The 24,630-nt window shown below is 65.1% G+C and carries 24 protein-coding genes; 14 read left to right on the top strand and 10 right to left on the bottom strand.

All coding sequences use genetic code 11. The features are described 5' to 3' along the window. The first annotated feature begins 130 nt into the window (after nt 1-130). The 3 genes from ACE3TY_RS06860 to ACE3TY_RS06850 are packed head-to-tail and all read left to right on the top strand — an operon-like array spanning nt 131 to nt 2,261. On the top strand, nt 131-610 hold the full coding sequence (locus tag ACE3TY_RS06860; protein WP_374652131.1) for a Fur family transcriptional regulator: 480 nt from the start codon (nt 131-133) through the stop codon (nt 608-610). Then, entirely contained in the window at nt 607-1,425 is an 819-nt protein-coding gene (locus ACE3TY_RS06855; RefSeq protein WP_374652129.1) for a GNAT family N-acetyltransferase, read from the top strand. Before ACE3TY_RS06860 ends, ACE3TY_RS06855 begins: the two co-directional genes overlap by 4 nt. A gap of 2 nt (nt 1,426-1,427) precedes the next feature. Continuing rightward, entirely contained in the window at nt 1,428-2,261 is an 834-nt protein-coding gene (locus tag ACE3TY_RS06850) for a lysophospholipid acyltransferase family protein (protein ID WP_374652127.1), read from the top strand. 45 nt (nt 2,262-2,306) lie between these two features. Here the strand turns inward: ACE3TY_RS06850 and ACE3TY_RS06845 are convergent, their stop codons facing one another. Further along, nucleotides 2,307-2,864 (bottom strand): histidine phosphatase family protein, encoded by a 558-nt coding sequence (locus tag ACE3TY_RS06845; protein WP_374652125.1) that lies wholly within the window; start codon nt 2,862-2,864, stop codon nt 2,307-2,309. Further along, the gene (locus ACE3TY_RS06840) at nt 2,861-3,370 is read right to left on the bottom strand and encodes an FxsA family protein (protein WP_374652123.1); all 510 of its coding nucleotides are present in this window, start codon (nt 3,368-3,370) and stop codon (nt 2,861-2,863) included. Before ACE3TY_RS06840 ends, ACE3TY_RS06845 begins: the two co-directional genes overlap by 4 nt. A gap of 381 nt (nt 3,371-3,751) precedes the next feature. Between ACE3TY_RS06840 and ACE3TY_RS06835 the strand changes: the two genes are divergently transcribed. From ACE3TY_RS06835 to ACE3TY_RS06815, 5 genes are all read left to right on the top strand, one after another. Then, nucleotides 3,752-4,534: a Tim44/TimA family putative adaptor protein gene (locus ACE3TY_RS06835; protein WP_374652121.1), complete on the top strand. Its 783-nt coding sequence runs from the start codon at nt 3,752-3,754 to the stop codon at nt 4,532-4,534. A 181-nt stretch (nt 4,535-4,715) separates the two neighbouring features. Further along, complete coding sequence (locus tag ACE3TY_RS06830; protein WP_374652120.1) at nt 4,716-5,834, top strand: murein transglycosylase A; 1,119 nt, start codon at nt 4,716-4,718, stop codon at nt 5,832-5,834. Between the two features lie 36 nt (nt 5,835-5,870). After that, complete coding sequence (locus ACE3TY_RS06825; RefSeq protein WP_374652118.1) at nt 5,871-6,641, top strand: (Fe-S)-binding protein; 771 nt, start codon at nt 5,871-5,873, stop codon at nt 6,639-6,641. After that, nucleotides 6,638-8,068 carry a LutB/LldF family L-lactate oxidation iron-sulfur protein gene (locus ACE3TY_RS06820; RefSeq protein WP_374652116.1) on the top strand — a complete coding sequence of 477 codons (1,431 nt, stop codon included), beginning with the start codon at nt 6,638-6,640 and terminating at the stop codon, nt 8,066-8,068. The genes ACE3TY_RS06825 and ACE3TY_RS06820 overlap by 4 nt, the downstream gene beginning before the upstream one ends. Continuing rightward, a complete protein-coding gene (locus ACE3TY_RS06815; RefSeq protein ID WP_374652114.1) occupies nt 8,065-8,739 on the top strand; it encodes a lactate utilization protein C in 675 nt (224 codons plus the stop codon). The genes ACE3TY_RS06820 and ACE3TY_RS06815 overlap by 4 nt, the downstream gene beginning before the upstream one ends. 89 nt (nt 8,740-8,828) lie before the next feature. Here ACE3TY_RS06815 and dnaQ read toward each other — a convergent pair whose 3' ends face one another. The 3 genes from dnaQ to coaE are packed head-to-tail and all read right to left on the bottom strand — an operon-like array spanning nt 8,829 to nt 11,020. Continuing rightward, nucleotides 8,829-9,521: a DNA polymerase III subunit epsilon gene (gene dnaQ, locus ACE3TY_RS06810; RefSeq protein WP_374652112.1), complete on the bottom strand. Its 693-nt coding sequence runs from the start codon at nt 9,519-9,521 to the stop codon at nt 8,829-8,831. Then, complete coding sequence (locus ACE3TY_RS06805) at nt 9,514-10,389, bottom strand: glutamate racemase (RefSeq protein ID WP_374652110.1); 876 nt, start codon at nt 10,387-10,389, stop codon at nt 9,514-9,516. The genes dnaQ and ACE3TY_RS06805 overlap by 8 nt, the downstream gene beginning before the upstream one ends. Nucleotides 10,390-10,411: 22 nt before the next feature. Further along, entirely contained in the window at nt 10,412-11,020 is a 609-nt protein-coding gene (coaE, locus tag ACE3TY_RS06800) for a dephospho-CoA kinase (protein WP_374652108.1), read from the bottom strand. 167 nt (nt 11,021-11,187) lie between these two features. On the opposite strand from coaE, the gene ACE3TY_RS06795 reads away from it, so the two are divergent. From ACE3TY_RS06795 to ACE3TY_RS06775, 5 genes are all read left to right on the top strand, one after another. Then, nucleotides 11,188-13,680 (top strand): cation:proton antiporter, encoded by a 2,493-nt coding sequence (locus ACE3TY_RS06795; protein WP_374652106.1) that lies wholly within the window; start codon nt 11,188-11,190, stop codon nt 13,678-13,680. Further along, nucleotides 13,673-14,650: a DMT family transporter gene (locus ACE3TY_RS06790; protein WP_374652104.1), complete on the top strand. Its 978-nt coding sequence runs from the start codon at nt 13,673-13,675 to the stop codon at nt 14,648-14,650. Before ACE3TY_RS06795 ends, ACE3TY_RS06790 begins: the two co-directional genes overlap by 8 nt. Nucleotides 14,651-14,781: 131 nt before the next feature. Next, nucleotides 14,782-16,317 (top strand): Fic family protein, encoded by a 1,536-nt coding sequence (locus ACE3TY_RS06785; RefSeq protein WP_374652102.1) that lies wholly within the window; start codon nt 14,782-14,784, stop codon nt 16,315-16,317. 221 nt (nt 16,318-16,538) lie between these two features. Further along, complete coding sequence (locus ACE3TY_RS06780; RefSeq protein WP_374652101.1) at nt 16,539-18,053, top strand: aldehyde dehydrogenase; 1,515 nt, start codon at nt 16,539-16,541, stop codon at nt 18,051-18,053. Between the two features lie 141 nt (nt 18,054-18,194). Continuing rightward, nucleotides 18,195-19,373: a trypsin-like peptidase domain-containing protein gene (locus ACE3TY_RS06775; protein ID WP_374652099.1), complete on the top strand. Its 1,179-nt coding sequence runs from the start codon at nt 18,195-18,197 to the stop codon at nt 19,371-19,373. 96 nt (nt 19,374-19,469) lie between these two features. Here the strand turns inward: ACE3TY_RS06775 and ACE3TY_RS06770 are convergent, their stop codons facing one another. From ACE3TY_RS06770 to ACE3TY_RS06755, 4 genes are all read right to left on the bottom strand, one after another. After that, nucleotides 19,470-20,093, bottom strand: a complete 624-nt coding sequence (locus ACE3TY_RS06770) for a GNAT family N-acetyltransferase (RefSeq protein ID WP_374652097.1) — start codon at nt 20,091-20,093, stop codon at nt 19,470-19,472. 316 nt (nt 20,094-20,409) lie between these two features. Next, a complete protein-coding gene (locus tag ACE3TY_RS06765) occupies nt 20,410-20,844 on the bottom strand; it encodes a universal stress protein (protein WP_374652095.1) in 435 nt (144 codons plus the stop codon). Nucleotides 20,845-20,878: 34 nt separating this feature from the next. Further along, a complete protein-coding gene (locus tag ACE3TY_RS06760) occupies nt 20,879-21,874 on the bottom strand; it encodes an NAD(P)H-dependent glycerol-3-phosphate dehydrogenase (protein WP_374652094.1) in 996 nt (331 codons plus the stop codon). After that, nucleotides 21,871-22,920 (bottom strand): proline racemase family protein, encoded by a 1,050-nt coding sequence (locus ACE3TY_RS06755; protein WP_374652093.1) that lies wholly within the window; start codon nt 22,918-22,920, stop codon nt 21,871-21,873. Before ACE3TY_RS06755 ends, ACE3TY_RS06760 begins: the two co-directional genes overlap by 4 nt. Nucleotides 22,921-23,007: 87 nt before the next feature. Here ACE3TY_RS06755 and ACE3TY_RS06750 point away from each other — a divergent pair, with 87 nt between their 5' ends. After that, a complete protein-coding gene (locus ACE3TY_RS06750; protein ID WP_374652091.1) occupies nt 23,008-24,018 on the top strand; it encodes an ABC transporter substrate-binding protein in 1,011 nt (336 codons plus the stop codon). Nucleotides 24,019-24,024: 6 nt separating this feature from the next. On the opposite strand, the gene ACE3TY_RS06745 is transcribed toward ACE3TY_RS06750, so the two are convergent. Further along, complete coding sequence (locus ACE3TY_RS06745) at nt 24,025-24,483, bottom strand: hypothetical protein (RefSeq protein ID WP_374652089.1); 459 nt, start codon at nt 24,481-24,483, stop codon at nt 24,025-24,027. Between the last annotated feature and the right edge of the window lie 147 nt (nt 24,484-24,630).

Genomic DNA, 24,630 nt, shown 5'->3' with positions numbered 1-24,630 from the left:
GGGCCCCGTCGCAGCAGCTAACCTTCGCAGGCTGGTCCAAGGCGATCAGTCCTGTTAAACGGAACCGTCCGGGACCTATATCGGGATCAGGCTGTTTTTGACGAAACCCATAACTTCAGGCGAGGCAAGCGTGCCATCGAGGCTGGAAAAGCTGTGTATCGAAAAGGGGCTGAAGATGACCGACCAGCGTCGGATCATCGCCCGCGTGCTGTCCGAGGCGCAGGATCATCCGGACGTGGAACTGCTGCACCGTCGCGCGGCCCAGGTCGATCCGGGCATTTCGCTGGCCACCGTCTATCGCACCGTGCGCCTGTTCGAAGAAGCGAGCATCCTGGAGCGCCACGATTTCGGCGACGGCCGCGCGCGCTATGAAGAGGCCAAGGACGATCACCACGACCATCTGATCGACATACAATCAGGCCGCGTCATCGAATTCACCAACGAGCAGATCGAGAAGCTGCAAAAGGGTGTCGCCGCCGAACTCGGCTACAAGCTGGTCGGCCACCGGCTGGAGCTTTATGCCGTGCCGCTGGGCAAGGATGGCGACGGCGACGCATCGTCTTCCGCCCGGGCCAAGCGCGTCTCGCCATCGGCGGGCGGCGACAAATGATCGTCGCTGCGGCCCGGCGCGAGCGGCCGGTCGAAGTCATCGTCGGCGATCTCGAGGCAAGGCTCGCGGAAACCGAGGCGGAGATCCTCGCCGCCCAGGAGCTGCGCTACCGCGTCTTCTATGGCGAGATGGGCGCCAAGCCCAGTGCCGAAATGGTGCGGGTGGGGCGCGATTTCGACGGTTTCGACCCCTATTGCGACCATCTCATCGTCGTCGACCGCAAGCGCGGGCCCGGCGTCAAAGGCATCGTCGCCACCTATCGCCTGCTGCGCCGGGAAGCGGCGCGTCGGGCCGGGCGTTTCTATTCGATCGCCGAATACGACATCCAGCCCCTGGTCAACCGGACGGGCGAGATTCTGGAACTGGGCCGGTCCTGCGTCGATCCCGCCTATCGCAACAAGATGGCGATGCAGCTGCTGTGGAAGGGGATCACCGACTATATCCTGTTCCACAAGGTCGAGATCATGTTCGGTTGTGCGAGTTTCCCCGGCATCGATCCCAGCGCGCACCGGATGGCGCTGTCCTATCTTCACCACCGGCACCTGGCGCCGCCGCAATTCCGGCCCAAGGCCTTGCCCGAACGCCATGTCGACATGAACATGATGCCGCTCGCCGAAATCGACGAGAAGCGCGCCCTGGCGTCGCTGCCGCCGCTGATCAAGGGCTATCTGCGCCTCTCCGGCCATGTCGGCGACGGTGCGGTGATCGATCACGAATTCGGCTCGGTCGATGTCTCGATCGTCGTGGTGACGGCCGAGGTCACCGACAAATACATGAAGCATTACACGCGGCCGGATTACGGCGGCGATTCCTGATCATGGTGCGCGCGCGGCGGCGGCATCTGCCGGCCCGGCATTTCGAGCTCGACGAGGGATCGAATCTGCTCGGCATATTGCGCCTCTCGGCCTATTTCGGCGTCACCATGGCCCTCAGCCCGCCGCAACTGCTGCTGCTGCTGCTTCGGCTGCGGGTCCGCAACCTGCTGCCGCGCTTCTATCACCGCCTCACCTGCCGCATCATCGGCCTCGACGTCGAAGTGCGCGGCACGATGTCGCGCAAGGCGCCGACCCTGTTCGTCAGCAACCACACCTCCTATTTCGACATACCGGTGCTGGGCAGCCTGGTCGAAGGCAGCTTCGTCGCCAAGACGGAGGTGGGTTCCTGGCCGGTCTTCGGCTGGCTTTCCAAGATGCAGCGCACGGTCTTCGTCGATCGCCGCCGCCACACCACGCACCGCCAGCGCGACGAACTGCAGCGGCGCCTGGATGCCGGCGACAATCTCATCCTCTTTCCCGAAGGCACGTCGAATGACGGCAATGCCGTGCTGCCTTTCCGTTCGGCGCTCCTCAGTGTCGCCGAACGCGAAGCCCGCGGGGAAACGCTCACCGTGCAGCCGGTTTCGGTGACCTACACGAAGCTCAACTCCCTCCCGATGGGTTACCGCAACCGTGCCTATCTCGCCTGGTATGGCGACATGACGCTGGGCCGCCATCTGTGGCAGTTCGCGCGCCTGGGCCCGGCCCGCGTCGTGGTTGAGTTCCACGATCCCATCTCGATCGCCGATTTCCGCTCAAGGAAGGAACTGACGCGGCATTGCTATGCGCAGATCTCGGGCGGCGTCGCCAATGCACTGCATGGGAAGGCGGAATAGCAGGGCAAGGTCTTGCCGCCTCGAGGGACGCCAGGACCGCAATCCCTACCGCGCCTCCAACAGCACGCGGCGTTCGCGGGTGGGGTCGAAGGGCACCAGTTCCGCATTCACCGCCGAATGGCCGGTCAGCTGCAGGATGAAGCCCCAATGGCTCACGACCGCGACATGCCGCCAGTCGGCGAGTGCGGCGGCGCGGCGGTGGAAAGTCCGGCAGCGCCGCTCCAGCTGCTCGCGCGTCTCGTCGAGATTGGGCCACCAGACCTCGTCGATATGATCGAAGGACAGTGCCGGCCAGCGCTCGGCGAGAATGCTGCGCGGCGTGCCGACATCGCATTGGTAATAGGCATGTTCGTGCACGCTGAGCTCGATCTCGATCGGAACGTCCAAGCTGCGGGCGACGATCTCGGCCGTCTCGATGGCGCGGGTATAGGGGCTGGCCAGCACGCGGCGAATTGGATGGGCATGATCCTTGAGCCTGGCCGCGGATTCCGCCACCTGTCGGCGCCCCAAAGCGGTGAGACGGGGGTCGTGGATGCCCGGATCGCGCCCGGTGCTGTCGTGATGGGCGTTGAATTCGGATTGGCCGTGGCGGATGAGGATCATGATTTGTCCGGCCGCTGGTCGATGACGGTCGGAGTCGGACGGTGCCTGGGGCGCGCCGCCTCCTCTTCCTCCGGTTCGACGATCTCGAACTCGCCCTCGATGACGGTGGTGCGGCTGGCACCCGCCGTTCCCCCGCCGCCGCGATAGATGCGTGTCTCGAAATGATGCGCCATGCGCCGCAGCAGGAAATTCCGCGTCACCGGCAAGAGCAGGATGAGGGCGAGGAAATCGCTGAAGAAACCCGGCACGATCAGCAGCAGGCCGGCCGTCACCATGACGGCGCCGTCGATCAGGCTGTGGCCGGGTTCGCGCCCCTCATTGACCGCCACCTGCAATTTGAGGAGCGCGTTGAGGCCGCCATGCCGGATGAGCGCAAGGCCCAGCATGCCCGCCGCCAGCAGCCACAGCAGCGTGAGGCCCAGCCCGATGCGTCCGCCGATCACCACGAAACCGGCGATTTCCAGGAAGGGCAGGAGACAAATCAGGGCCACCAGCAGCCGCATCATGCGCGGAACTCCGGAATCCGGGCCGGCGAACCAGTGGATTCCTCACGAAAATCGATGTGAAACCAGCATTTTGCCGGCATATTGAGCGATAAATCCGTCACCTGACGCCTCGCGGCCCCGTTCATCGTCCATGCCGCGTCGCGCGACTTGCTGTAACTGGGCCGACTTCCTATGTAGAATGCCGTATCAACGCTTTAGCCCAAGGCCGCGGTCCGGTCTACCTGTGTTGGGACCGACCTGGAACAGGCTGGGGCGAATGACGCAAAGGTGGTGGTCTCGGGCGGTCCGCGCAAGCCCGCGCCCTACCGACAGGATTTGGGCCGAAGAATTTGACCCGACGGATTTGACCCGACAGATTTGAATCGACAAGGATTTGGGTTCTTGCAACATCTCGACATCGTCTTTTTCGCCATCGTCGCCGTGGTTCTGGGCTGGAAGCTCTTTTCCGTGCTCGGCCGCCGTACCGGCCACGAGCGCCGCATCGATCCCCTTGCCCGGCCCGATCCGAAGGATGTGGCCGCGCGCCGCCAAGGCCGGGATGTAGGCCGTGACGATTCGGATGCACCGGTCCAGATCGCCTCGCGCCGGCCCAGCGTCGTGCGCCCCGATGTCGAAGCCCCGGCCGAGCCCGCGCGCGATGCCGCCGCCCGTGGCGGCATGTCGCCGCGCGACCGGCGCCAGATCGAGGCCGATATCGCCCGCGCGCCCGATGCTGTGCGCGCTGGCCTGGATGCCATCGCCAAGGCTGACCCGGCCTTCAATCCGGCCGATTTCATCGGCGGCGCCAAGATAGCCTTCGACATGATCGTGCAGGGTTTCGCCGCCGGCGAGACCAAGATGCTGCAATCTCTGCTGGGCCGCGACCTATATGAAAGCTTTGCCGCCGTCATCGCCGATCGGCAGCGCCAGGGCTATCGCCAGAAGACGGTCGTCATCGGCATCACCCAGGCGCAGATCGTCGGCGCCGAACTGAAGGGCAAGGAAGCGCGCGTGACGATGAAGTTCGTCAGCGAGCAGACCAGCGTCACCGAGGATTCCAGCGGCAATGCGGTCGAAGGCGATGCCAACCATGTCGACAGCATCGTCGACATCTGGACCTTCGCCCGCGACACCGGCTCGCGCGATCCCAACTGGCAATTGGTGCTGACCGACCAGCCGTCATAAGGCGCTGTCGAGCTTCGGGGGGAAGCAAGCGGGGATGTTGGGGGGCGTTTCAGATAGCGACAGCGTCATGCCCGGCCAGAAGGGACCAACGCTGGGCCCGGGCATGACGAGCTTGGGTACATCCGCCGGCCATCGGATTCCGCCGCGGCCGGAGGTTCTGCGGAAGACCCTTGGGCGCCTCTTGGCCCTCCTTACCCTCTCCCTCATAACCGCCTGCACCCCGCCTGAATCGCCGCCGGGCCTCAAAGTCAGTCCCAGCTCCTATTCCATGCTGCCCGGTTGGGGCGAGGATGGGTTCGAGGGCGTGCTTCCGGCGCTGCTCAATTCCTGCAAGGCCATCGCCAAGCAGAAGGATGACGCGCCGGTGGGCCCCAAGGCGCTGGGCGGTGTGGCCGGCGACTGGCAGGCGCCCTGCGCCGCCGCCAGGGAATTGGCGGCACCCAACGATCCCGTTCTGGTGAAGGGCTTCTTCGAACGCTGGTTCGTACCGTTCCAGGCCGAGGATGTGCGCGGCAAGGCGGGGCTCTTCACCGGTTATTACGAGGCCGAGATCGAAGCGGCGAAAACGCCCGATTCGCTTCACATCCATCCGCTCTACCGTGCGCCCAAGGCTCCCGTCACCTTCACGCGGGCCGAGATCGAGGCGGGCGCCCTGCGCGGCCAGGGCCTCGAATTCCTGTGGCTCAAGGATCCGGTCGATGCCTTCTTCCTGCAGATCCAGGGCTCGGGCATCGTCAAGCTGAATGACGGGTCGGAGATGCGCGTCGGCTATGCCGGCAATAACGGCCAGGCCTTCGTCGCCATCGGCAAATTGATGATCGAAGAAGGCATCATCGACAGGAAATCCGCCTCGATGCAGACCATCCGCGCCTGGCTCCGCGCCAATCCAGGGAAGGCGCAGGCGATGATGAACCGCAACCCGCGCTTCATTTTCTTCCGCGAGGTGAAGGAGAACGGCCCCGTCGGCGCCATGGGTGTCACCCTCACCGCCGGCAGGAGCCTCGCCGTCGATCCTGCCTTCGTGCCGCTGGGCTTGCCTTTGTGGCTCGATACCACCTGGCCGGTCGATCATGGCACTATCAGGAAGGGCCAGCCCTTGCGCCGCCTGATGCTGGCCCAGGATGTCGGCACCGCCATCAAGGGGCCGGTCCGGGGCGATTTCTTCTGGGGCAGCGGCGAGGAAGCCCTGGCCTTTGCCGGCAGCATGAAGAATGCGGGCAGATGGTTCATGCTCTTGCCAGTGACCGCCGCGGCGCGCAAAACTCTCGATGTCGTCGATATCGTCAGCAGCCTGAAGTGAGTATGCGTGTCCAGCCAGCCTGAAACGGCCCAGCCAATGCTAAAGCCGGGCGCCCATGTCGCCCTGTTCGTGACCTGCCTTGTCGATCTCTTCCGCCCCAGCATCGGTTTCGCCGCGGTGAAATTGCTGGAGGAAGCCGGTTGCCGGGTCAGCGTGCCCGAAAGCCAGACCTGCTGCGGCCAGCCCGCCTATAATTCCGGCGACCGCGAAACGGCCATGGCGCTGGCCCGGCGGACCGTCGCCGCCTTCGAGGGGTTTGACTTCATTGTGGCGCCGAGCGGTTCATGCGGCGGCATGATCAAGCACCATTACCCGCAGCTGCTGGCGGAGGATGCCGCATGGGGACCGCGCGCGGCGGCCCTGGCGGCGCGCACTTTCGAGCTTACCCAGTTCCTCGCCGAGCAATGCGGCATGTCGGATTTCGGCGCCAGATTGCAGGCGCATTGCACCTATCACGATTCCTGCTCGTCCTTGCGCGAAATGAATGTGAAATCGGCGCCGCGCGCCCTGCTGGCCAAGGTCGACGGGCTGAAGCTGACCGAGATGCAGGAGACCGACGCCTGCTGCGGTTTCGGCGGCACCTTCTGCGTCAAATTTCCCGATGTTTCCAATTCCATGGCGGCCCGCAAAGTCGCCACGGTCAACGAGACGGGCGCCGATCTGCTGCTGGCCGGCGATCTCGGCTGCCTGATGAATCTTGCCGGCAAGATGAAGCGCGACGGCTCCCGGGTCCAAGTGCGCCACGTGGCGGAAGTGCTGGCCGGCATGACCGATCTGCCGGCGATCGGGGAGGAATCCCAATCGTGAGCCATATCCCCACCAGCAATGCCTTCAAGGAAAATGCGACCGGCGCCTTGAAGGATGCGCCGCTGCAGGAAGCTTTGGGCATCGCGCGGTCGCATTCCATCCAGACACGCCTCAACACCGTGGCCAGGCTGCCGGAATTCGAAGCCTTGCGCGATATCGGGCGCGATCTCAAGAATCATGTCATCGCCAATCTCGATCATTACCTGCTGCAATTCGAACAATCGGTGGTGGATCGCGGCGGCCATGTGCATTGGTGCCCGGACGGCAAGTCGGCCCGCGCCAAGGTGCTGGAAATCTGCCGCAAGGTGAATGCCAGGACCGTCACCAAGGGCAAGACGATGATCGGCGAGGAAATCGGTATCAACGATTTCCTCTTTTCGAACGGCATCGAACCGGTCGAAACCGATCTTGGCGAATATATCATCCAGTTGCGCGGCGAGACGCCCAGCCACATCATCGGCCCGGCCCTGCATGTGACGAAGGAGCAGGTCGAGGAAACCTTCCGCCAGGCGCATGCCGACCTCGACCCCAAGCGCAATCTCGACGATCCCGCGACCCTGATGGCCGAGGCGCGCGAGAAACTGCGCGCCGGTTTCCTGAAGGCCGATGTCGGCATCACCGGCGCCAATTTCCTCATCGCCGACGAGGGTGCCACCACCATCGTCACCAATGAAGGCAATGGCGACCTCACACAGACCCTGCCGCGTATCCATATCGTGCTGGCCTCGATCGAGAAGGTCGTCCCCAGCTTGAAGGACGCGATGACCCTGCTGCGCATTCTCGCGCGTTCGGCCACGGGGCAGGAGCAATCGGTCTACACGACCTTCTCCAGCGGCCCGCGCCGCCCGACCGACCTCGACGGGCCGGAGGAATTCCATGTCGTCCTCATCGACAATGGGCGCTCATCCTATCTCGGCACCGAGTTCGAGGAGATGCTGCGCTGCATCCGCTGCGGCGCCTGCCTCGACCATTGCCCGGTCTATCATTCGGTGGGCGGCCATGCTTATGGCTGGGTCTATTCCGGTCCCATCGGCGCGCTGCTCACGCCCGCCATCGTCGGCGTCGAGAACGCCAAGCCTCTCCCCAATGCCTCGACGCTCTGCGGGCGCTGCGAAGCGGTCTGCCCGATGCGCATTCCCATCCCCAAGATGCTGCGCCATTGGCGCGAGGCGGAATTTTCCCGCGCCATCACCCCGCCCGCGGAACGCTCGGGGTTGCGCCTCTGGGCCTTCATGGCGCGGCACCCCAGGCTCTATCGGCTGGCGACCCGGATCGGCGCGCGGGTGTTGAAGACCATGGCCGGTTCGCGCGGACGCCTCGCCTCGGCGCCCCTGGCCGGCGGGTGGACCAGGCATCGCGATCTCCCGGCGCCCCAGGGCCGCACCTTCCACGATCTGTGGAAAGAGAAGCAGGGAGGCCGCGCATGAGCGATTCCGGAACCGGCCGCGACCGCATGCTGGCCTCGATCAAGGCTGGCGTCGCCCGGCAGGCGGAACGGCGCCAGGGTGCGGCAGCTCCCTTGAAGCCGGCACCGCTCATCCCCGCGCGCGCCACGGCGCCGGGGGTCGATGTGGTGGACCTCTTCCGCACCATGCTCGTCGCCGCCAAGGCGACGCTCGATGAGGTGAAGACTCGCGACGAGGTGCCGGCGGCGGTGCAGAAATACCTTGCCGCCAGCAATGCCGAGGCGCGCATCCGCCTCTCGCCCGATATCCGCGTCAGTTCCATTCCGTGGGACAGGGTGCCGCTGCTGGAAATCTCCGCCGGCCGCTCCCATGGCAAGGACCCGACCAGCGTTACGCCCGCCGTGGCGGCGGTCGCGGAGACCGGCACACTCGTGCTGCAATCTTCCGATCAGACGCCGACGACGCTGCATTTCCTGCCCGACCAGCATGTGGTCGTCATCTCGAAAAGCCAGATCGTCGGCACCTATGAGGATGCGCTGGCGCGCGTCAAACGCGGTCCCGATGGTGCCCTGCCGCGCACCGTCAATTTCGTGACCGGGCCCTCGCGCAGCGCCGATATCGGCAAGATCCTATTGATGGGCGCCCACGGCCCCAAGAAGCTCCACGTCATCGTGGTGGACGAGGAGCTGTAGCCGAAACCCACGGCAGCCGTTCGGGGCTTGTGATCCTTCACTTGTCATGGCCCGCCTTCGCGGAGGATGACAATAAGGTGGTGCAGCCGCTACTGCAGCCAGATCGCGTTCTTCAATTTCCCGATGAAGCTCTCATGCGCTGCCAATTCTTCCTCGGTCGGAGCGAAACTGCGTGGCTCGCGCACCGCGCGGCTGCCGGTGCTGGCGCGCTTGGCGAAATCGAGGTTCACGGTGAGCGTGGTTTCCTCCGCCGCGAGGACGAGGCCCGTCTGCCGCCCGCCCAGCAATTCCAGATAGACATCGGCCAGCAGCTGCGCGTCGAGGAGCGCCCCGTGCAGCGTGCGGTTGGAATTGTCGATGTTGAAGCGCTTGCACAGCGCATCAAGCGAGGCGGGCGAGCCCGGGAACTTGGTGCGCGCGATCTTCACCGTGTCGATGGCGCGCTGGAAGGGGATGGCGCGCTTGCCGGCCTTTTCGAGTTCGAAGTTGATGAACTTCATGTCGAATTCGGCATTGTGGATGACCAAGGGGTCGTCGCCGATGAAGGTGAGGAATTCTTCCGCCACATCGGCGAATTTCGGCTTGTCGGCCAGGAACGCGGTGGACAGGCCATGGATGCGGACAGCGGCATCCGGCATTTCGCGTTCCGGATTGACGTAGCGATGGAAATTGCGCCCGGTCGGAATGTGGTTATCGAGCTCGATACAGCCGATTTCCGCCAGCCGGTCGCCCGTCAGCGGGTCGAAGCCGGTGGTTTCGGTATCGAGCACGATTTCACGCATGGGTTCTGATCCGGTGCAGCTGATTGGGAAGCGGTTGGAAGGCAAGATGCCGAGGAAAGAAGCGGCTGGCAAGTTGCCCGGCAAGGTCCGGATCGCCCGTCGTATAGGCCCGGATTTCACCCGGCAGGGGCCCGAAACGCTTCATTTCCGGATGGCGGAAGAGATAGGCGGTGAGTGCCTCGGCCGTCCGCTGCGGCTGGGAGAGGAGGCGGACATTCTCCGGCAGCGCCGCGCGGAAGAGATGCTCGACCAAGGGATAATGCGTGCAGCCCAGGACCACGCTGTCGAGCGTCGCACCCTCCAGCCGCGCCAGCAATTCGCCGGTATAGCGCGCGACCATCGGCCGGATGAGGGTCGCGTCGGCGCCGGCCTCGATCATGCCGGCAAGGTCCGGACAGGCCTGCTGAAAGATGCGCACGCGGGGTGCGCGCTTCGCGACCTCATGCACATAGGCGCCGGAGGCCACGGTGGCGCGGGTGGCAAAGACGCCCAGCGTCTCGGGCGCGCGGGCCCAGTCGCTGGCATCGGCGCTGGCATGCCAGGGATTGTGCGCGATCTCCTCGATCATCGGCACCAGCACGCCCAGGCACCGATGGTGCGGAAAATGATGCGGCAGCCATTCCTGCTGCAGGCGCCGGAGTGCCACGGCGGCGGCCGTGTTGCAGGCGAGGATGACCAGCGTGCAGCCCAGTCCGAACAGGGCGGCGACACCCTGTTGCGTCAGTTCGTAGATTTCGTCGAAGGAACGCTGGCCATAGGGGGCGTTGGCGTGATCGCCCAGATAAATGAAGCCCTGGCGCGGCAGCCGGCGGTGCAAGGCATCGAGAATGGTAAGGCCGCCATGGCCGGAATCGAACAATCCAATCATCGGTTTTGTCGATCAAACCCCGCTATCTCGATCGAGCGAATCGATCCGATTTCAGCTCCCGCACGATCCTGCCCAAGGCGGCCAGGGTCGGTCGGCGCCCCAGCCCCGTATCGACCACCCAATCCGCCCGGCGCCGCTTTTCCGCATCCGGCATCTGGCTCTGGAGGATCTGGCGGAAGCGCTCCCGCGTCATGCCCGGCCTCTTCATTACCCGCTGAGTTTGGAGGAATTGTGGCGCGGTGACGACCACGACCCCGTCGCAGCGCTTTTCCCCGCCGGTCTCAAAGAGCAGCGGAATGTCGAGTACCACCACATCATGCCGCTCCTGCCGGCATTGGGCGAGGAAGTCGCGCTCCGCCCGGCGCACCAGCGGATGCAGGATGGCTTCCAGCCGTTTCAGCTGGGCGGGCTTCCCGAACACCAGCGCGCCCAGGGCCTTGCGGTCGACGGCACCGTCCGCGACGACGCCGGGAAAGGCCGCCCCCACCGCCGCCACCGCCTTGCCGCCCTTGGCGAGCAGCCGGTGCACGGCGGCGTCGGCGTCATGAACCGGCAGGCCCAGCGCCCGCAGCATCGCCGCCGCCGTCGATTTCCCCATGCCGATGGAACCGGTGAGACCCAGAATATGCATGCCCCCGATTGGGGCCGGAGGGTCCGTCTTGTCAAGGCATGGTGTGCGCCCCATCACTGTGCTTGCCGTCACCAAGGCCGCTTTCGCCCTTTGGACCCGGTGCCGTTTCATGGGCTATAAGGGCTGAAACAGGTTCAATCCCGCCCCCAAAGGCAATCCGCGCACTCATGACCACGATCGGCCTTGTCGTCTTCGGCCTTGTCAGCCTGCTGGCGCTGATGAGCCTGCTGCCGCCGCTGGCGGCAAGGCTGCGCCTCCCATATTCGGTGCTGCTGGCCGTGGTCGGCTTCAGCCTGGGAGCCATCGTCTCGCTGCGGCCGGACCTCGCCATCCCCTCGCCGCTGCTCCATGACGTGATCGACGCACTGGCCAGCATCGAAATCTCGTCCGAAGCCTTCATCCTCATCTTCCTGCCCAGCCTGCTCTTCGAAGTGGCCATCGCCATCGACGTGCGCCGGCTCATCGACGATATCGCCCCCGTCCTCACCTTGGCCGTCGTGGCCGTGGTGATCTGCGCGCTCACCGTGGGCATCGCGCTGGGCCTCGCCTCGCCCTATGGCCTGGTCGCCTGCCTGCTGCTGGGCTCGATCGTCGCCACCACGGACCCGGCGGCGGTGGTCGGCATCTTCCGCGAGGTCGGCGTGCCCAAGCGCCTCACCACCCTGGTCGAGGGCGAAAGCCTGCTCAACGACGCCGCCGCCATCGCCATCTTCGCGCTGCTCCTCGAAATGCTGCTTTCGGGCGGCGAAGGCAGCATCGGCGGCACCATCGCGAAGTTCCTGGTGAGCTTCGGCGGCGGGGCGCTCGCGGGCTTCCTCATGGGCCGCGCCGCCTGCGCGCTCTTTCCCTTCCTCGGCGGCTGGCCGCAGGCGGAGATCACGCTCACCATCGCGCTGGCTTATTTGAGCTTCGTCGTGCCGGAACATTATTTCCACGTCTCGGGCGTCGTCGCCTGCGTCACCGCGGGCCTCGTCCTGGGTTCGACCGGCAAGACCCGCATGCGTGCCCATACGTTCGAGCAGATGGAGGGCGTCTGGGGCCAGCTGGCCTTCTGGGCCAATTCGCTCATCTTCCTTTTGGCCGCCATGTTCGTGCCGCGCATCATGGAAGGGACCAGCCTGAAGGAGATCGGCTTCATCCTGCTGGTCTATCTGGCGACGCTCATCGCCCGCTTCGTCACCGTGTTCGTGCTGCTGCCGCTCCTCACCCGGGCCGGCCTCATGCAGCGCATCAACAATCGCATCAAGACGGTGATCGTCTGGGGCGGCCTGCGCGGCGCGGTTTCGCTGGCGCTGGCCTTGGCGGTCATCGAGAATGGCGCGGTTCCATCCAGCACGCGCGATTTCATCGCCACCTCGGTCACCGGCTTCGTGCTGATGACCCTCTTCATCAACGGCATGACCTTGCGGCCGCTGGTTGGCTTCTTCCGCCTCAACCGCCTCAATCCGGTGGCGCGGGGTGTTCGCGACCGCGCCAAGCTGATGACGCTCACCGATGTGGCCGGCGAACTTTCCAATATCGCGCAGAATGAGGGCATCGACCGCGAGGTCGCCGATGCCGCCCTCTCCAGCCTGGAAGCGCGCCTGGCCGTGGCGCGGGCCCGCTCGCATCGCGGCGTCGAGCTGATGGCGGAGGAGATGGTGAAAGTGGGCCTCACCGTCGCCGCGGCCTATGAGGTGGAGCGTTGTTTCTCCCTCCTGGGCGGGCGCATCGTCGACCGGCGTATCGCGGAGATGCTGTTGCGCGAGGCGCAGCATGTGCGCGAAGCGGTGCGCGCCGCGGGCCGCAAGGGCTATGTCGCCGCCGCCGAACGGGGGCTGGGGTTCGGGCCCGCCTTGCGCTTTGCGCTGTGGCTGCAGCGCAATCTGCGCGTCGAACGCCCGCTGGCCGATGCGCTGGCCGACCGGTTCGAATTCCTGATGATGCAGCGCCAGGTCCTCTCCGGTCTGGTTCCCTTCGCCCGCGACCGATTGCAGCCCCTGATCGGCGAGGAATCCGCGGGCGAGATCATCCGTCTCACCGCCCGGCGCATCGAAGCTGTCGAAGGATCGCTGCTGGCGCTCAAGCTCCAATACCCCGCCTATGCCGCCGCCCTGCAGCGGCAATATCTGGGCCGCATCGCCCGCCAGCGCGAAAGTGCCGCCTATCAAGCCCTGGCCGCCAATCTGGTGGTGAGCGGCGAGGTCGAGCGCGAATTGAAGGCGGAGCTGGAGAAGCATTGGACCGGCCTTGACGAGCGCTGCAAGCTCGATCCGGAACTTTCCGCCATCGACCTGGTGGCGCGCGTGCCGATTTTCCGCGACCTCGACATCAAACGGCAACAGGCCATCGCCCATCTTCTGACGCCGCTCCTGGTCCTGCCCGACAGCCCGATCGTGCGGCGGGGCGACAAGGGGGATGCCATGTATTTCATCGCCTCGGGTGCCGTGCGCGTGGCAGTGGAGCCCAATGGCGGTTCGGGCGTGGAACTGGGTTCGGGCGATTTCTTCGGCGAACTTGCCCTGCTCACGGGCCACCCGCGCAATGCCGATGTGCGGGCGCTGGGCTATTGCAAGCTGCTGGCCCTGAAGGCGCGCGATTTCGACCGGCTGCTGAGCCACGATGCGGGCCTCAAGGCGCGCATCGAACAGGTGGCCCGGGAGCGCCTCAATCTTGGCTGACAAGCCCCTCTCGGCGCGGGAAAAGCAGATCGCCGGCGACCGGCCGCTGTTCGGCATCCTCTGCCTGGTGACGGCGGGCTTCGTCTTTTCCTTCTTCAATGCCATCGTCAAATATCTCAGCACCAACGGCATGCCGGTAATGGAAGTGGCCTGGGGCCGCTATGTCTTCCACCTGGTCTTCGCCATCCTCTATGCCGGCGTGGCGCGCCATGTGGAACGGCCGGCGCTGGCGCCGCCGGTGCGGAGCTGGCTGCAGCCCTGGCGCGAGATGCTGCGGGCCAGGAAGCCCGGCCTCCAGTTCCTGCGCTCGCTGCTCATGCTGGCCACGACCTTGCTCTTCTTCCTGGCGGTCAGCCATATCGACCTGGCTTCCGCGACGGCGGTGGCCTTCGTCGAGCCGATGGTCATCACCATCCTGTCGCATTTCCTGCTCAAGGAACGCGTCGGCACGCGGCGCTGGTCGGCGGTGGCGATCGGCTTCATCGGCGTGCTCATCGTCATCCGCCCGGGCTTCGGCATGGTCAGCCTCGCCATCCTGCTCCCCGTTCTCTCCGCGTCGACTGGGGCCACCTATAACGTATTGACCCGCATCGCCGCGCGCCATGACGGCAACGCCACCTCGCTCTTTTACGCGGCATTGGTGGGGTGTCTGGTGCTCAGCGCCTTCATGCCGTTCCTGTGGCAGGCGCCCAGCTTCAATGAATGGCTGCTGCTGGCGGCACTCGGCCTGTCCGGCGGCCTTGCCCATACCCTCGTCATCCGGGCCTTTTCCTACGCCTCGGCCTCGATCATCGCGCCCTTCATCTATCTGCAACTGGTGTGGGCCACGGCCATCGGCTATGTCTGGTTCGACATGCTACCCGCCATCACCACCTGGATCGGCGGCGCCGTCATTATCTGCACCGGCATCTATACCGCGCACCGCGAACGCATCCGCGCGCGGGAGCGGATGGCGATGGGCGAAAGATAAAAATCGATAACACACAGAAGCATGATGGTTTTTCGACATCCATGATTGCATTTCGATGATTTTCCGTGTAGATTTTTCGCCTGCATGAACTCACATGAATAAAAATCGATACTCGTGGAGGAATTTCGCGCATGCAGTTGGATTTCGCCGAAGCCAATTACTTCCAAGGCGAGGCGCTGCCCGACGGCACCAGGTTGATCGGGTGGGCAGCGCTCGTTCAGGCGCTGGCCGTCAAGGCGCCGGTGCGATGGCTCTCTTGCGTCTCCGAAAAACATGTGGGCGGGAGCCGCCGGCGCGAGGGCCGCTGGGAAATCTATGACCGAAGATACCGGGCTGACGGGACTTTCGCCGCGCATCTGACTTTTGCGCTCCGCCACGAAGCCATCGACCTGCTCGTACTGAAGCGCGTCTTCGATGCCGTGCCGACCGAACTGCTCACCCGATTCATCCTGGCGACGCCCACCGGCATCGTTTCCCGGCGCGCCTGGTTCTTCTATGAGACCCTGACCGGCAAGCGGCTCGACCTGAAGGACGCTCCGGTCGTCACTGCCGTCGATGCTCTCGACCCGGACATCTACCATACCGGCGAGCGAAAGATGTCGTTGCGCCATCGGGTATGGGATAACCTGCTTGGCAATGGTGCATTCTGCCCGACGATCCGCAAGACCGACAAGTTGCGGGCGCTGATGGCCCTCGATCTGGCCGGCAGAGTAAGGACAATCATCGGCCGAACGAGCGCCCGGTCGATCGCCAGAGCGGCGAGTTTCCTGTTGCTGGCGGACAGCCGCGCCAGTTTCGAAATCGAAGGCGAGCGTCCGGCGGCAAGCCGTCTGGAGCGTTGGGGCCGGGCCGTGCTCGAGGCCGGCAAGCGCCCCCTCAACCAGACGGAAATCTATCGCTTGCACCGCATTCTCATCGGTGACGATCGCTTTACCGAGATCGGCTATCGCTCAGCCGGGGTATTTCTCGGCAGCCGCACTCACGACAACGATCCGCTGCCTGAATTCATTGGCGCGCGTGCGCAAGACGTGCCGGCGCTGATGACGGGCCTGAATCAGTGCAACAATCGTCTGCGCGGCTCCGATGTCGATGCAGTGTTGCAGGCGGCGGCGATTTCCTTCGGCTTCGTCTATGTCCATCCGCTGGCCGATGGTAACGGCCGTTTGCACCGCTGCCTCATCCATCATGTCCTTGCCGAGCGGAAATTCGCGCCACCTGGCCTGGTGTTTCCGGTATCCGCCGTCATGCTTGAGGAGATCGACGCCTACCAAAAAGTCTTGAAGGCGCATTCGGGGCCGCTCATGGATCTTATCGACTGGCGCCCCTTGCCAAATGGGAATGTCGAGGTGACCAACGAAACGGCCGATCTGTATCGCTTCTATGACTGTACTGACGCGGCAGAGTTCCTCTATGGCTGCGTGCAGCGCACTGTCGAGGAAAACCTCCCCAAGGAGATCGACTATCTGAAGCGGTACGACGAAGCATTGGCCGGAATCATGGAAGCCGTCGAAATGCCGGATCGCTTGGCGCAGGATCTCATCATGCATGTCCGGCAGAATGGCGGATCGCTCGGCAGCAAGCGTCGATCCAGAGAATTTGCCGCACTGAGAGACGACGAGGTTTCGGCGATTGAGGCAGTCGTCAATACCGCCTTCGCCGGCTTCTAGAGCCTATCGGCAAAGCCGGGAGGCCTATCCCCAAGGGGATAGGCGCCCTGCCATCAGCCCGGCGCTTTGCCGCATGCGGCGGACGGCGCCACCTCTAGCCGCCCAATTGGCGCCGGTGCTATAAGCTTCCCCCGAGCCAAGGCGGTCAAGAAACGGTGTCAAGCCGATAGCCAATGAAAAGGCCTGATAGGTATCGGGCTGTGAACGGAGGAGATGGAGCCATGAATCTCGAGCAAGCGAAACAACTCGACAAGAAGGCGTTCAAGAAGTTCGCCGACAAGCTGAAATTCGAAACGCGCAACTTCATTGACGGCAAGTTCGTCGACGCCAGGAAGGGCAAGAAGTTCGAGACGATCAACCCGGCGACCGGCGAAGTCATCGCCTCCGTCGCGCGCTCGGATGCGTCGGATGTGGATCTGGCCGTGAAGGCCGCGAGGAAGGCGTTCAAGTCCGGTGTCTGGTCCAGGATGGCGCCGCGCGACCGCATGACGGTCATCTACAAGTTCGGCCAGCTCATCACCGACAACGCACTGCAGTTCGCCCTCCTCGATTCCACCGACATGGGCAAGCCGATCAGCGAGATGCTGAACATCGACATCCCGGGTGCGGCGATGACGTTCCAGTATTTCGGCGAGACGATCGACAAGATCGAAGGCACCGTCACCTCGACCGCGCCGACCGAGTTCCACTACATCCTCCGGCAACCCTTGGGCGTCGTCGGCTGCGTCGTGCCGTGGAACTATCCGCTGATGATGGCCGCCTGGAAGATCGCCCCGGCGCTGGCCGCCGGCAACTCGGTCATCCTGAAGCCCGCCGAACAATCGCCGCTTTCCGGCAATCTGCTGGCCAAACTGTTCATGGAAGCGGGCGGTCCGGCGGGTGTCCTCAATGTCGTGCAGGGCCTGGGTGAAGAAGCCGGCAAGGCGCTGGCCCTTCATATGGATGTCGACAAGATCGGCTTCACCGGCTCCACCGAAGTCGGCAAGCTGATGATGATCTATGCCGGCCAGTCGAACATGAAGCGCGTCACCACGGAATGCGGCGGCAAGACCCCGCAGATCGTGACCAAGGATGCGCCCGACCTCGACACCGCCGCGCAATATGCGGTCAACGGCATCTATGGCAATCAGGGCGAAGTCTGCAATGCCGGCTCGCGCATCCTGGTCGATGCCAAGATCCATGACGAATTCGTGGCGAAGTTCCTGGAAAAGGCCAAGGCGAGCTTCAGCCCCGGCGATCCGCTGGATCCCGCGACCACCATGGGCCCGCTGGTGACCAGGGAACAGCAGAAGCGGGTGCTCGGCTATATCGACATCGCGAAGAAGGAAGGCGCCAAGCTCAGCCTCGGCGGTGCTGTGCCGAAGGGCCTGGAGAAGGGCTGCTATGTGGCGCCCACCCTCTTCACCGGCGTTGACAACAAGATGCGCATCGCGCGCGAGGAAGTGTTCGGGCCGGTGGGCACCATCCTCCCCTATAAGAAGCTCGACCAGGCAATCGAGATCGCCAATGATTCGATCTATGGTCTTGCCGCCTCGATCTGGACCTCGGACGTGTCGGTCGCCCACAAGGCGGCGCGCGATATCGAAGCCGGCATCGTCTGGGTCAATTGCTTCGACCATGGCGACATGACCTCGATCTGGGGCGGCTTCAAGCAATCCGGCATGGGCCGCGACAAGTGTCTGGAAACGCTCACCACCGTCACCCAGACGAAATCGGTCTGGATGCATCTGGGCTGATTCCAGGCGGCACGAATACCGGGAAAGGGCGGCGGAGCGATCCGCTGCCCTTTTTCTTTGCGTGGCACGCCGGCCTGCGCCATAAAATTGCAGGGGAGCGGGGGCAGGGGTGCTTTCGCCCGCAGTTCGAGGATCGCAAGCTTGTCCATCAGATTTCTCGCCGGCAGATCTCTTACGGGCAGATCTCTTACCGGCGCGCTCAGTGCCGCCGCTCTTTTCGTCGCCGCGGATCTTGCCCTGGATGTCGGGCCCGCTCGGGCCGACGCTGCCGCGCAATGCACCGCGAGCCTCGGCCTCGACGGCAAGCTCCATTCCGGCGCCGATGCGGTCAAGGTGGCCGATGCCTGCCTCAGCGCTGCCGGCAGCGGCCATGTTCAGGCGCTCTATCTTGCCGGCCTGGTGCTGGAGCAAGGCCTTGGCCGGCCGAAAGATGCGGTGAAGGCCGAGGATTTGTACCGCAAGGCCGCCAATAAGGGGCATGTGCAGGCGCAGCTGGCCATGGGGCGCCTCGCCGAGGGGCGGGGGAAGAACGATATCGCCCTGGGCTGGTACAGCCGTGCCGCGCTGAAGAACCACCGTCCCGGCCAGGACGCCTTGCTGCGCCTGCGCGTGGCCGATCCTCATGCCATGTGGGATGCGGCCGAGTTCGCCATCGCGATCGACGACAGTCTGGGCCGCGAAAGCGATCTGGTGAAATCGGGCTCCGGCATCATCATCGGCGAGGGCGTCGTGCTGACCAACGAGCATGTCGTTTCGGGCTGCCGGCAGATGGCGGTGTCGCCGGGACTGCCGGCGCGGGTGCTGGCCAGCGACGCCGCCAAGGATCTGGCGGTGATCAAGACGACGATTCCCCTGGGCGACCCCGCCGCCATCGCCGAAGGCAACGAGCTTGGCCAGGATGTGGACCTCCATACCGGCGGCTTTCCCGGCACCGGCTATGAGGAGCCCGACTTCGCCATGACGCAAGGGCATCTGGCCGACCGCAAGATCAGCGACAAGGATGCCAAGGATTTCTGGCTCCTCACCAACCAGGTGCATCCCGGCAATAGCGGCGGCCCCTTGCTGGATGCAAGCGGGCTGGTGGTCGGCGTCGTCTCGGCCGAGCTGCCGGTCACCGGCATCGTCAAGAAGGACGCGCCCAAGAATGCGCGCAACGGCATGGCGATCCGCGCCGAAGTGGTGCGCGGCTTTCTCGACCGGCACGGCGTCTCTTATACCAAGGCCGCGAAGGGCAGCCTGGCCGATAGCGCCGTGACCGCGGCGGACATGAAGAATCATGCCGCCGCAGTCACGGTCCTGGTCGAATGCTTCGCGAAGTAGATGAGGTCCGGCGGGTCTCGGCGTTTGACGGAGACACCCCTCACCCCGACCCTCTCCCCACTGCGTGGGGCGAGGGAGGCTTGAGCGGGATTGGCGCTATGCCCCTCGCCCCGCTTGCGGGGGAAGGGGTTGGGGTGAGGGGACCTGCGTCGGAGTGATCGTGGTCGCTTGGTCGAGCACGGGACCAGGAATGACGCGGCCGTTTACATGCTGGATGTCGCCGCTGACGGCGCCCAGGATGCCGCGCTTCAGCGGGGCCACCTGCAGGCGCTCCGGCCGCTTCTCGCCCGGCATGACGAAGCCGTGCGGCGTCGCCGGCACGAAGCCGAAGCGCTTATAGTAATCGACGTCGCCCACCAGCAGCACCAGATCGTGGCCCATTTCGGCGGCGCGCTCGAGCGTGCGGAAGGTGAGAGTCCGGCCGATCCCCTTGCCGGCAAGGCGCGGCGTGATGCCGAGCGGGCCAAGCAGCAAGGCGGGATGGCGGGTCGGGCCGACCTGAATCGGCCAATAGCGGATGGTGCCGACCACTTCGCCGCCCGCCATGGCGACATGGGACAGTTCCGCGACGGGGTCGACACCCTCTCGGAACAGATAGGAAGCCTTGTCGAACCGCGCCGGCCCGAAGACGAAATCGAGCATCTGCTCGACCTCTCCGGTCAACGCGGCTGTTTCAGGCTTGATGGTAAAGGTCGGCGCTTGGGTGTTGAGGTGGTTCATCGTCGGAGATCCTCGTCGAATAAAGCGGTTTGGAATTTTGTGTGCAGGCCTTGGCATCGGCCCGCGTTCCGCTTCGGATCTCCAGGGCGTCAGGCGACACCCTCTTGCATCCTATGCCTCTCGCGCAGCCGATTCCGCCAGCCGCAGGGAGCGAAGCCCGGCGGTGGTCAGCGATCGTCGTCGGAGACACGAGGTGGACATGGAATAGCCTGTCGGCTGTTGCAAGTGCCGGGTTACATAAGGCATCGAGGCCGCTGAATCCATAGAAAATTCATGGCGGCGCAATGACATTTTCGTGCGTGGCAATTTTGCCGCATCAGCGCACCACGGTGACCGGGCAATGAGCGTAGTTGACGACGTCCGCCGCCACCGAGCCGATCAGGAAGCGCTTGGCGCCGGTAAGGCCGGCCGAGCCCGTCACGATGTGGTGGTAGGAATTCTTCTCGGCATAATCGACGATGGTCCTGGCGATGTCGGCGCCCGGCGCCCGCACGGCGGCGATGCGCCGGAGCCCGGCCTTCAATGCGTGCTCGACGGCGATCAGCAGGGATTTGTCGACCGGCAGGTTGCCGGCGAGGAGCGCCGCCGAATCCCAGATCGTGGGCGTATCGCCCTCCTTGGCATCGACCACGGTGATGAAGGAGAGGGGCAGTGCCAGGCGCTGGGCCAGCTCGATCGCATAGGTCACCGTCTTGCTCGAAGGCATCGAGCCGTCGGTGGCGCAGAGGATCTTGTCCATGGTCACGGTCATTGCGGAGCGGTCCCTTCGTTCATGAAACTTCGCGCTAGCCTTCGTGCTTGAGTGGGCGCGACAGCAGCGCCTCCACCTCGGCGCCCAGGCTGCTGCCCTGGTGCAGGATGCGGCTCACCGCCTCGGCGATCGGCATTTCGACCCCCAGGCGGCGCGCCAGCGTGGTTACCGCCGCGGCCGTCGTCACCCCTTCCGCGACACTGTGCCGGTCGGCCAGAATCCGGGCCAAGGCCTTGCCCTGGCCCAATTCCTGCCCCAGCGACATGTTGCGCGACTTTGGCGAAGAACAGGTTAATACGAGGTCCCCGAGTCCGGCGAGACCCATCATCGTCTCCGGCCGGCCGCCCTTGGCGAGCGCCAGGCGCGAGACCTCGGCAAGGCCCCTGGTGATGAGTGCCGCCCGCGCATTGTCGCCAAGCCCCGCGCCCATCACCATGCCGCAGGCGATGGCCAGCACGTTCTTGACCGCCCCCGCCACCTCGACGCCGGGGAGGTCGGTCGAGCCGTAGGGGCGGAAGGCGCCGTGGCCCAGGGCCAGCATCAAGGCCTCGACCAGCGCCTCGTCCGTGCCGGCAATGGCGACCGCGGTGGGCAGGAAGCGGGCCGCGTCGACGGCGAAACTGGGCCCCGAAAGGGCGGTAACGGCCACGCCGGACAAGGCTTCGGCGGCAATCTCATGGAGCAGCAGGCCGGTATCCTGCTCGATTCCCTTGGCGCAGAGGACGAGGGCGGCACCTTTGCGCCAGAGGGGGGTGGCGGTGGCGCAGAAGGCGCGGAAATGCTGGGCCGGCTGGGCATAGAGCACGGCATCGGCCAGCAACGCGGAACCCAGGTCGGAGGTGACCGAAATCGCCCCTGGAAGGGTGATTCCGGGCAGATAATCGGGGTTCTCCCGGGTCGCGGCCAGAGTCGCCGCGAGGTCGGGCCGGCGCGCATAGAGCACCGTCCGCCGCCCGGCGCGGGCAGCTATGAGGGCAAGGGCGGTGCCCCAGGCGCCGGCGCCGATAATGGCGACGCGTTCGATGCTCATCGCAGCAGGAACCCGCCGGCCAGGGGGTCGTCGGCATCGACCGTGAAGACGGAGCTGCCCGTATAATAGGCGCGGCCAGCCACTTCGGCGCGAATGGCGCCGGCGGCAAGGTTCGCGGCGACGCGGCCCTCGAAAATGCTGCCCGTGACGCTCTCGAAGCGGCGCCATGCGCCGATACCCACCTGATTGCGCGCGGCCATCAGGGCGAGGCGCGCCGTGACGCCGCTGCCCGTCGGGCTGCGGTCGACCTCGTCGGCGGCGAAGACGCAGATATTGGCGGTGGGCGCATCCTTGCCGTCGCCGCCATCGGTGAGGATGGTGCCGTAGAGGAAGGCGAGGTCGGCATCGTCGGGATGCGAGAGGGGCACCTGCGCCTTCACCGCTTCCGTCACGGCGCTGGCCGCCGCCACCAGATCCCGGGTATGCGAGCGGCGCACGTCGAGGCCGAAGGCCGCAGCCTGCAGGAACGCGTAGAAGGCGCCGCCATAGCCGATGTCGAGTGTCACCTTGCGGCCATCCACATCGACCTCGCGGTCGAGGGCGAAGGCGAAGGCCGGCACGCTGACGAAGCTGACGCGGCCCTTCTCGGGGCCGTCGGCCGTGACATCGACCTCGACCAGGCCGCAGGGGCATTGCAGCTTGAGGCGCGCCACGCCTTGCGCATCCGCCTTGATGAGACCCCGGTCCAGCGCGTAGCGGCCGAGCGCTATCGTGGCATGGCCGCACATCGTGCTGTAGCCCTCGTTATGGACGAACAGCACGGCCATGTCGGCGCCGGGCAGATCCGGTTCGACCGGCAGCACGCCATACATGTCGTAATGGCCCCGAGGCTCGAACATGATGAGGCGGCGAAAGGCATCGAGCCGGTCGCGGGCATGGCGGCGCTTTTCCAGAATGTCACGGCCGGGAATAGGCGGATAGCCTGCGGTGACGATGCGCACCGGCTCTCCGCCCGTATGCATCTCGATCGTTTCGATCCTGGTGGCGGCATCCGGCTTCAATTCGCCCGATATGCCGCCTGTTTTTCCGGCCGCCTGCATCGGCATGCCCCTCACATTTGCGCAACTGGCCTACCGCCTGTAATCTGCCGGCACCGGATAATCAAGCCTTCCCATCACCTTCGTGACCCACCGATGACAAGCCTTCCTTCGATGCTGCGCCTCGCACTTGTGCTGCCGCTGCTCCTGGCTGCCGTGCCGACACCGGCCGCGGCGGACGGGAACCGTACCGTCTTGCGCGTCGCCGTGCCGGATGGACCGCCGACGCGGATCGCCGGCTTTCTCGTCGCCCAGCAGCGCGGCTTCTTCGCCGATGTCGGATTGGACGTGACATTTTCCAAGCTCGGCTACGGACATTCGCCGGTCGATGCGCTGGGCGAGGGGCAGGTCGATCTCGCCGTCGAAACCATGCCGGCCGCATTGGCGCGGCGCGAGAAGGGCGCCGATGCGGTGCATGTGGCGCAGTTCTTCCAGGGCGTCACGCTGGAACTCGTCTGCCGCAGCATGATCGACAAGCCGGCCAAGCTCGCCGGACACAATGTCGGCGTCTGGTTCGATGGCTGGGAGGGTTCGTTCTATGCCTGGCTTTCGCAACTGTCCTTGAGCTATTTCGCGACCGGTGGCGGCGTCACCATCGTCCGGCAGGGGCCCGATGCCGAAATCTTCCTGGAGAACGAAGTCGATTGCATGACCACCACCACCTATCGCGCGCCCCTGCTGCTGGCGGCGATGGGCGAGGGGCGCAAGGGTCTCGTCACCTACCGCTATCAGGACATGGATCTGGGCTTGCTGGAAGACGGACTCTATGCGCGCGGCGCGGATCTCGGCAATGCGTCGCGGGTCGAGGCGTTCAAGCGTTTCCTGGCGGCGGCGGCACATGGCTGGCAGAGCCTGCATAACGATCCGACCCAGGCGCAGCGGCTGATCATGGCATTGCCCGACGCGGCGGGCCTCGATGAAAAGGCGGTGGGGGAATCGCTGTCCGCCGTCTCGGCCGCGGTGGCGGCGGACAGTGTCGATATCGGCACGCTGGACGATGCGGCCTATGACCGCACCATCCTGCTGCTGCTGACCGGGGCACCGGACCCGACCCTGTCGGCGGCCCCGTCGGGCGCGGTCAGCACCATATTGCGCCAGCCGCGCTGATCGGGCCTAGTCGCGATTGTTGATCGGCAATTCGTCGAGCGGGACAGCGCGCCGGTAGCCGTGATGCCCGACCGTCGTGTCGGGCGAAACGGTATAGGCGCGGCGCGGCTGGTTGCGCACGAAGAACAGGATGCATTCCTGGCCCGAGGCCGAATAGCATTGCGTCTTGGCGATGCCGCCATAGAGGCCCGGGCTGCAGACGACATCCGGACAAAAGACATAGTAGGAATTGACCCCGTCCGGGCTGACCGCAAAGGCGCCGCCGCGATTGGAGGCGACCTTCTGCAGATATTGCTGCAGGGCCAGATTGGTCCGCTGGGTGATGACCAGCGGTTCCTGTCCAGCCGCCGGTGCCGGGGTCACTTGCGCGCAGGCGGAGATGAACCCGACTGAGCCGGCCACCATGGTCGTGGTGCCGAAGCGGCGCAACCGGGTCAGGATCGACTTTTTACGCATGGCGGTCATTTTCTTCCTCTGCTCCTTGCTGGAACAACTATCGGTTTGTAGGTAGAGATATCGCCCCCGGATCACAAGTGACGCAGTTCACACCGGGCTTGGTGCCAGTAGCGGGAAGGCGAGAACGATTCGCAAGTCCAGCCAAGGAACCAGCTC

The sequence above is a fragment of the Dongia sp. genome (assembly GCF_041918875.1).
Lineage (GTDB): Bacteria > Pseudomonadota > Alphaproteobacteria > Dongiales > Dongiaceae > Dongia.
Note: the sequence above shows the minus strand (reverse complement) of the source record. Positions and strands in the feature narration are given on the sequence as shown.

Coding starts and splice junctions, on each gene's coding strand:
- ACE3TY_RS06855 (WP_374652129.1), top strand. CDS start 607: ATGATCGTCGCTGCGGCCCGGCGCGAGCGGCCGGTCGAAGTCATCGTC.
- ACE3TY_RS06850 (WP_374652127.1), top strand. CDS start 1,428: ATGGTGCGCGCGCGGCGGCGGCATCTGCCGGCCCGGCATTTCGAGCTC.
- ACE3TY_RS06845 (WP_374652125.1), bottom strand. CDS start 2,864: ATGATCCTCATCCGCCACGGCCAATCCGAATTCAACGCCCATCACGAC.
- ACE3TY_RS06840 (WP_374652123.1), bottom strand. CDS start 3,370: ATGATGCGGCTGCTGGTGGCCCTGATTTGTCTCCTGCCCTTCCTGGAA.
- ACE3TY_RS06825 (WP_374652118.1), top strand. CDS start 5,871: ATGCTAAAGCCGGGCGCCCATGTCGCCCTGTTCGTGACCTGCCTTGTC.
- ACE3TY_RS06815 (WP_374652114.1), top strand. CDS start 8,065: ATGAGCGATTCCGGAACCGGCCGCGACCGCATGCTGGCCTCGATCAAG.
- dnaQ (WP_374652112.1), bottom strand. CDS start 9,521: ATGCGTGAAATCGTGCTCGATACCGAAACCACCGGCTTCGACCCGCTG.
- ACE3TY_RS06805 (WP_374652110.1), bottom strand. CDS start 10,389: ATGATTGGATTGTTCGATTCCGGCCATGGCGGCCTTACCATTCTCGAT.
- coaE (WP_374652108.1), bottom strand. CDS start 11,020: ATGCATATTCTGGGTCTCACCGGTTCCATCGGCATGGGGAAATCGACG.
- ACE3TY_RS06795 (WP_374652106.1), top strand. CDS start 11,188: ATGACCACGATCGGCCTTGTCGTCTTCGGCCTTGTCAGCCTGCTGGCG.
- ACE3TY_RS06785 (WP_374652102.1), top strand. CDS start 14,782: ATGCAGTTGGATTTCGCCGAAGCCAATTACTTCCAAGGCGAGGCGCTG.
- ACE3TY_RS06780 (WP_374652101.1), top strand. CDS start 16,539: ATGAATCTCGAGCAAGCGAAACAACTCGACAAGAAGGCGTTCAAGAAG.
- ACE3TY_RS06770 (WP_374652097.1), bottom strand. CDS start 20,093: ATGAACCACCTCAACACCCAAGCGCCGACCTTTACCATCAAGCCTGAA.
- ACE3TY_RS06765 (WP_374652095.1), bottom strand. CDS start 20,844: ATGACCGTGACCATGGACAAGATCCTCTGCGCCACCGACGGCTCGATG.
- ACE3TY_RS06760 (WP_374652094.1), bottom strand. CDS start 21,874: ATGAGCATCGAACGCGTCGCCATTATCGGCGCCGGCGCCTGGGGCACC.
- ACE3TY_RS06755 (WP_374652093.1), bottom strand. CDS start 22,920: ATGCCGATGCAGGCGGCCGGAAAAACAGGCGGCATATCGGGCGAATTG.
- ACE3TY_RS06750 (WP_374652091.1), top strand. CDS start 23,008: ATGACAAGCCTTCCTTCGATGCTGCGCCTCGCACTTGTGCTGCCGCTG.
- ACE3TY_RS06745 (WP_374652089.1), bottom strand. CDS start 24,483: ATGACCGCCATGCGTAAAAAGTCGATCCTGACCCGGTTGCGCCGCTTC.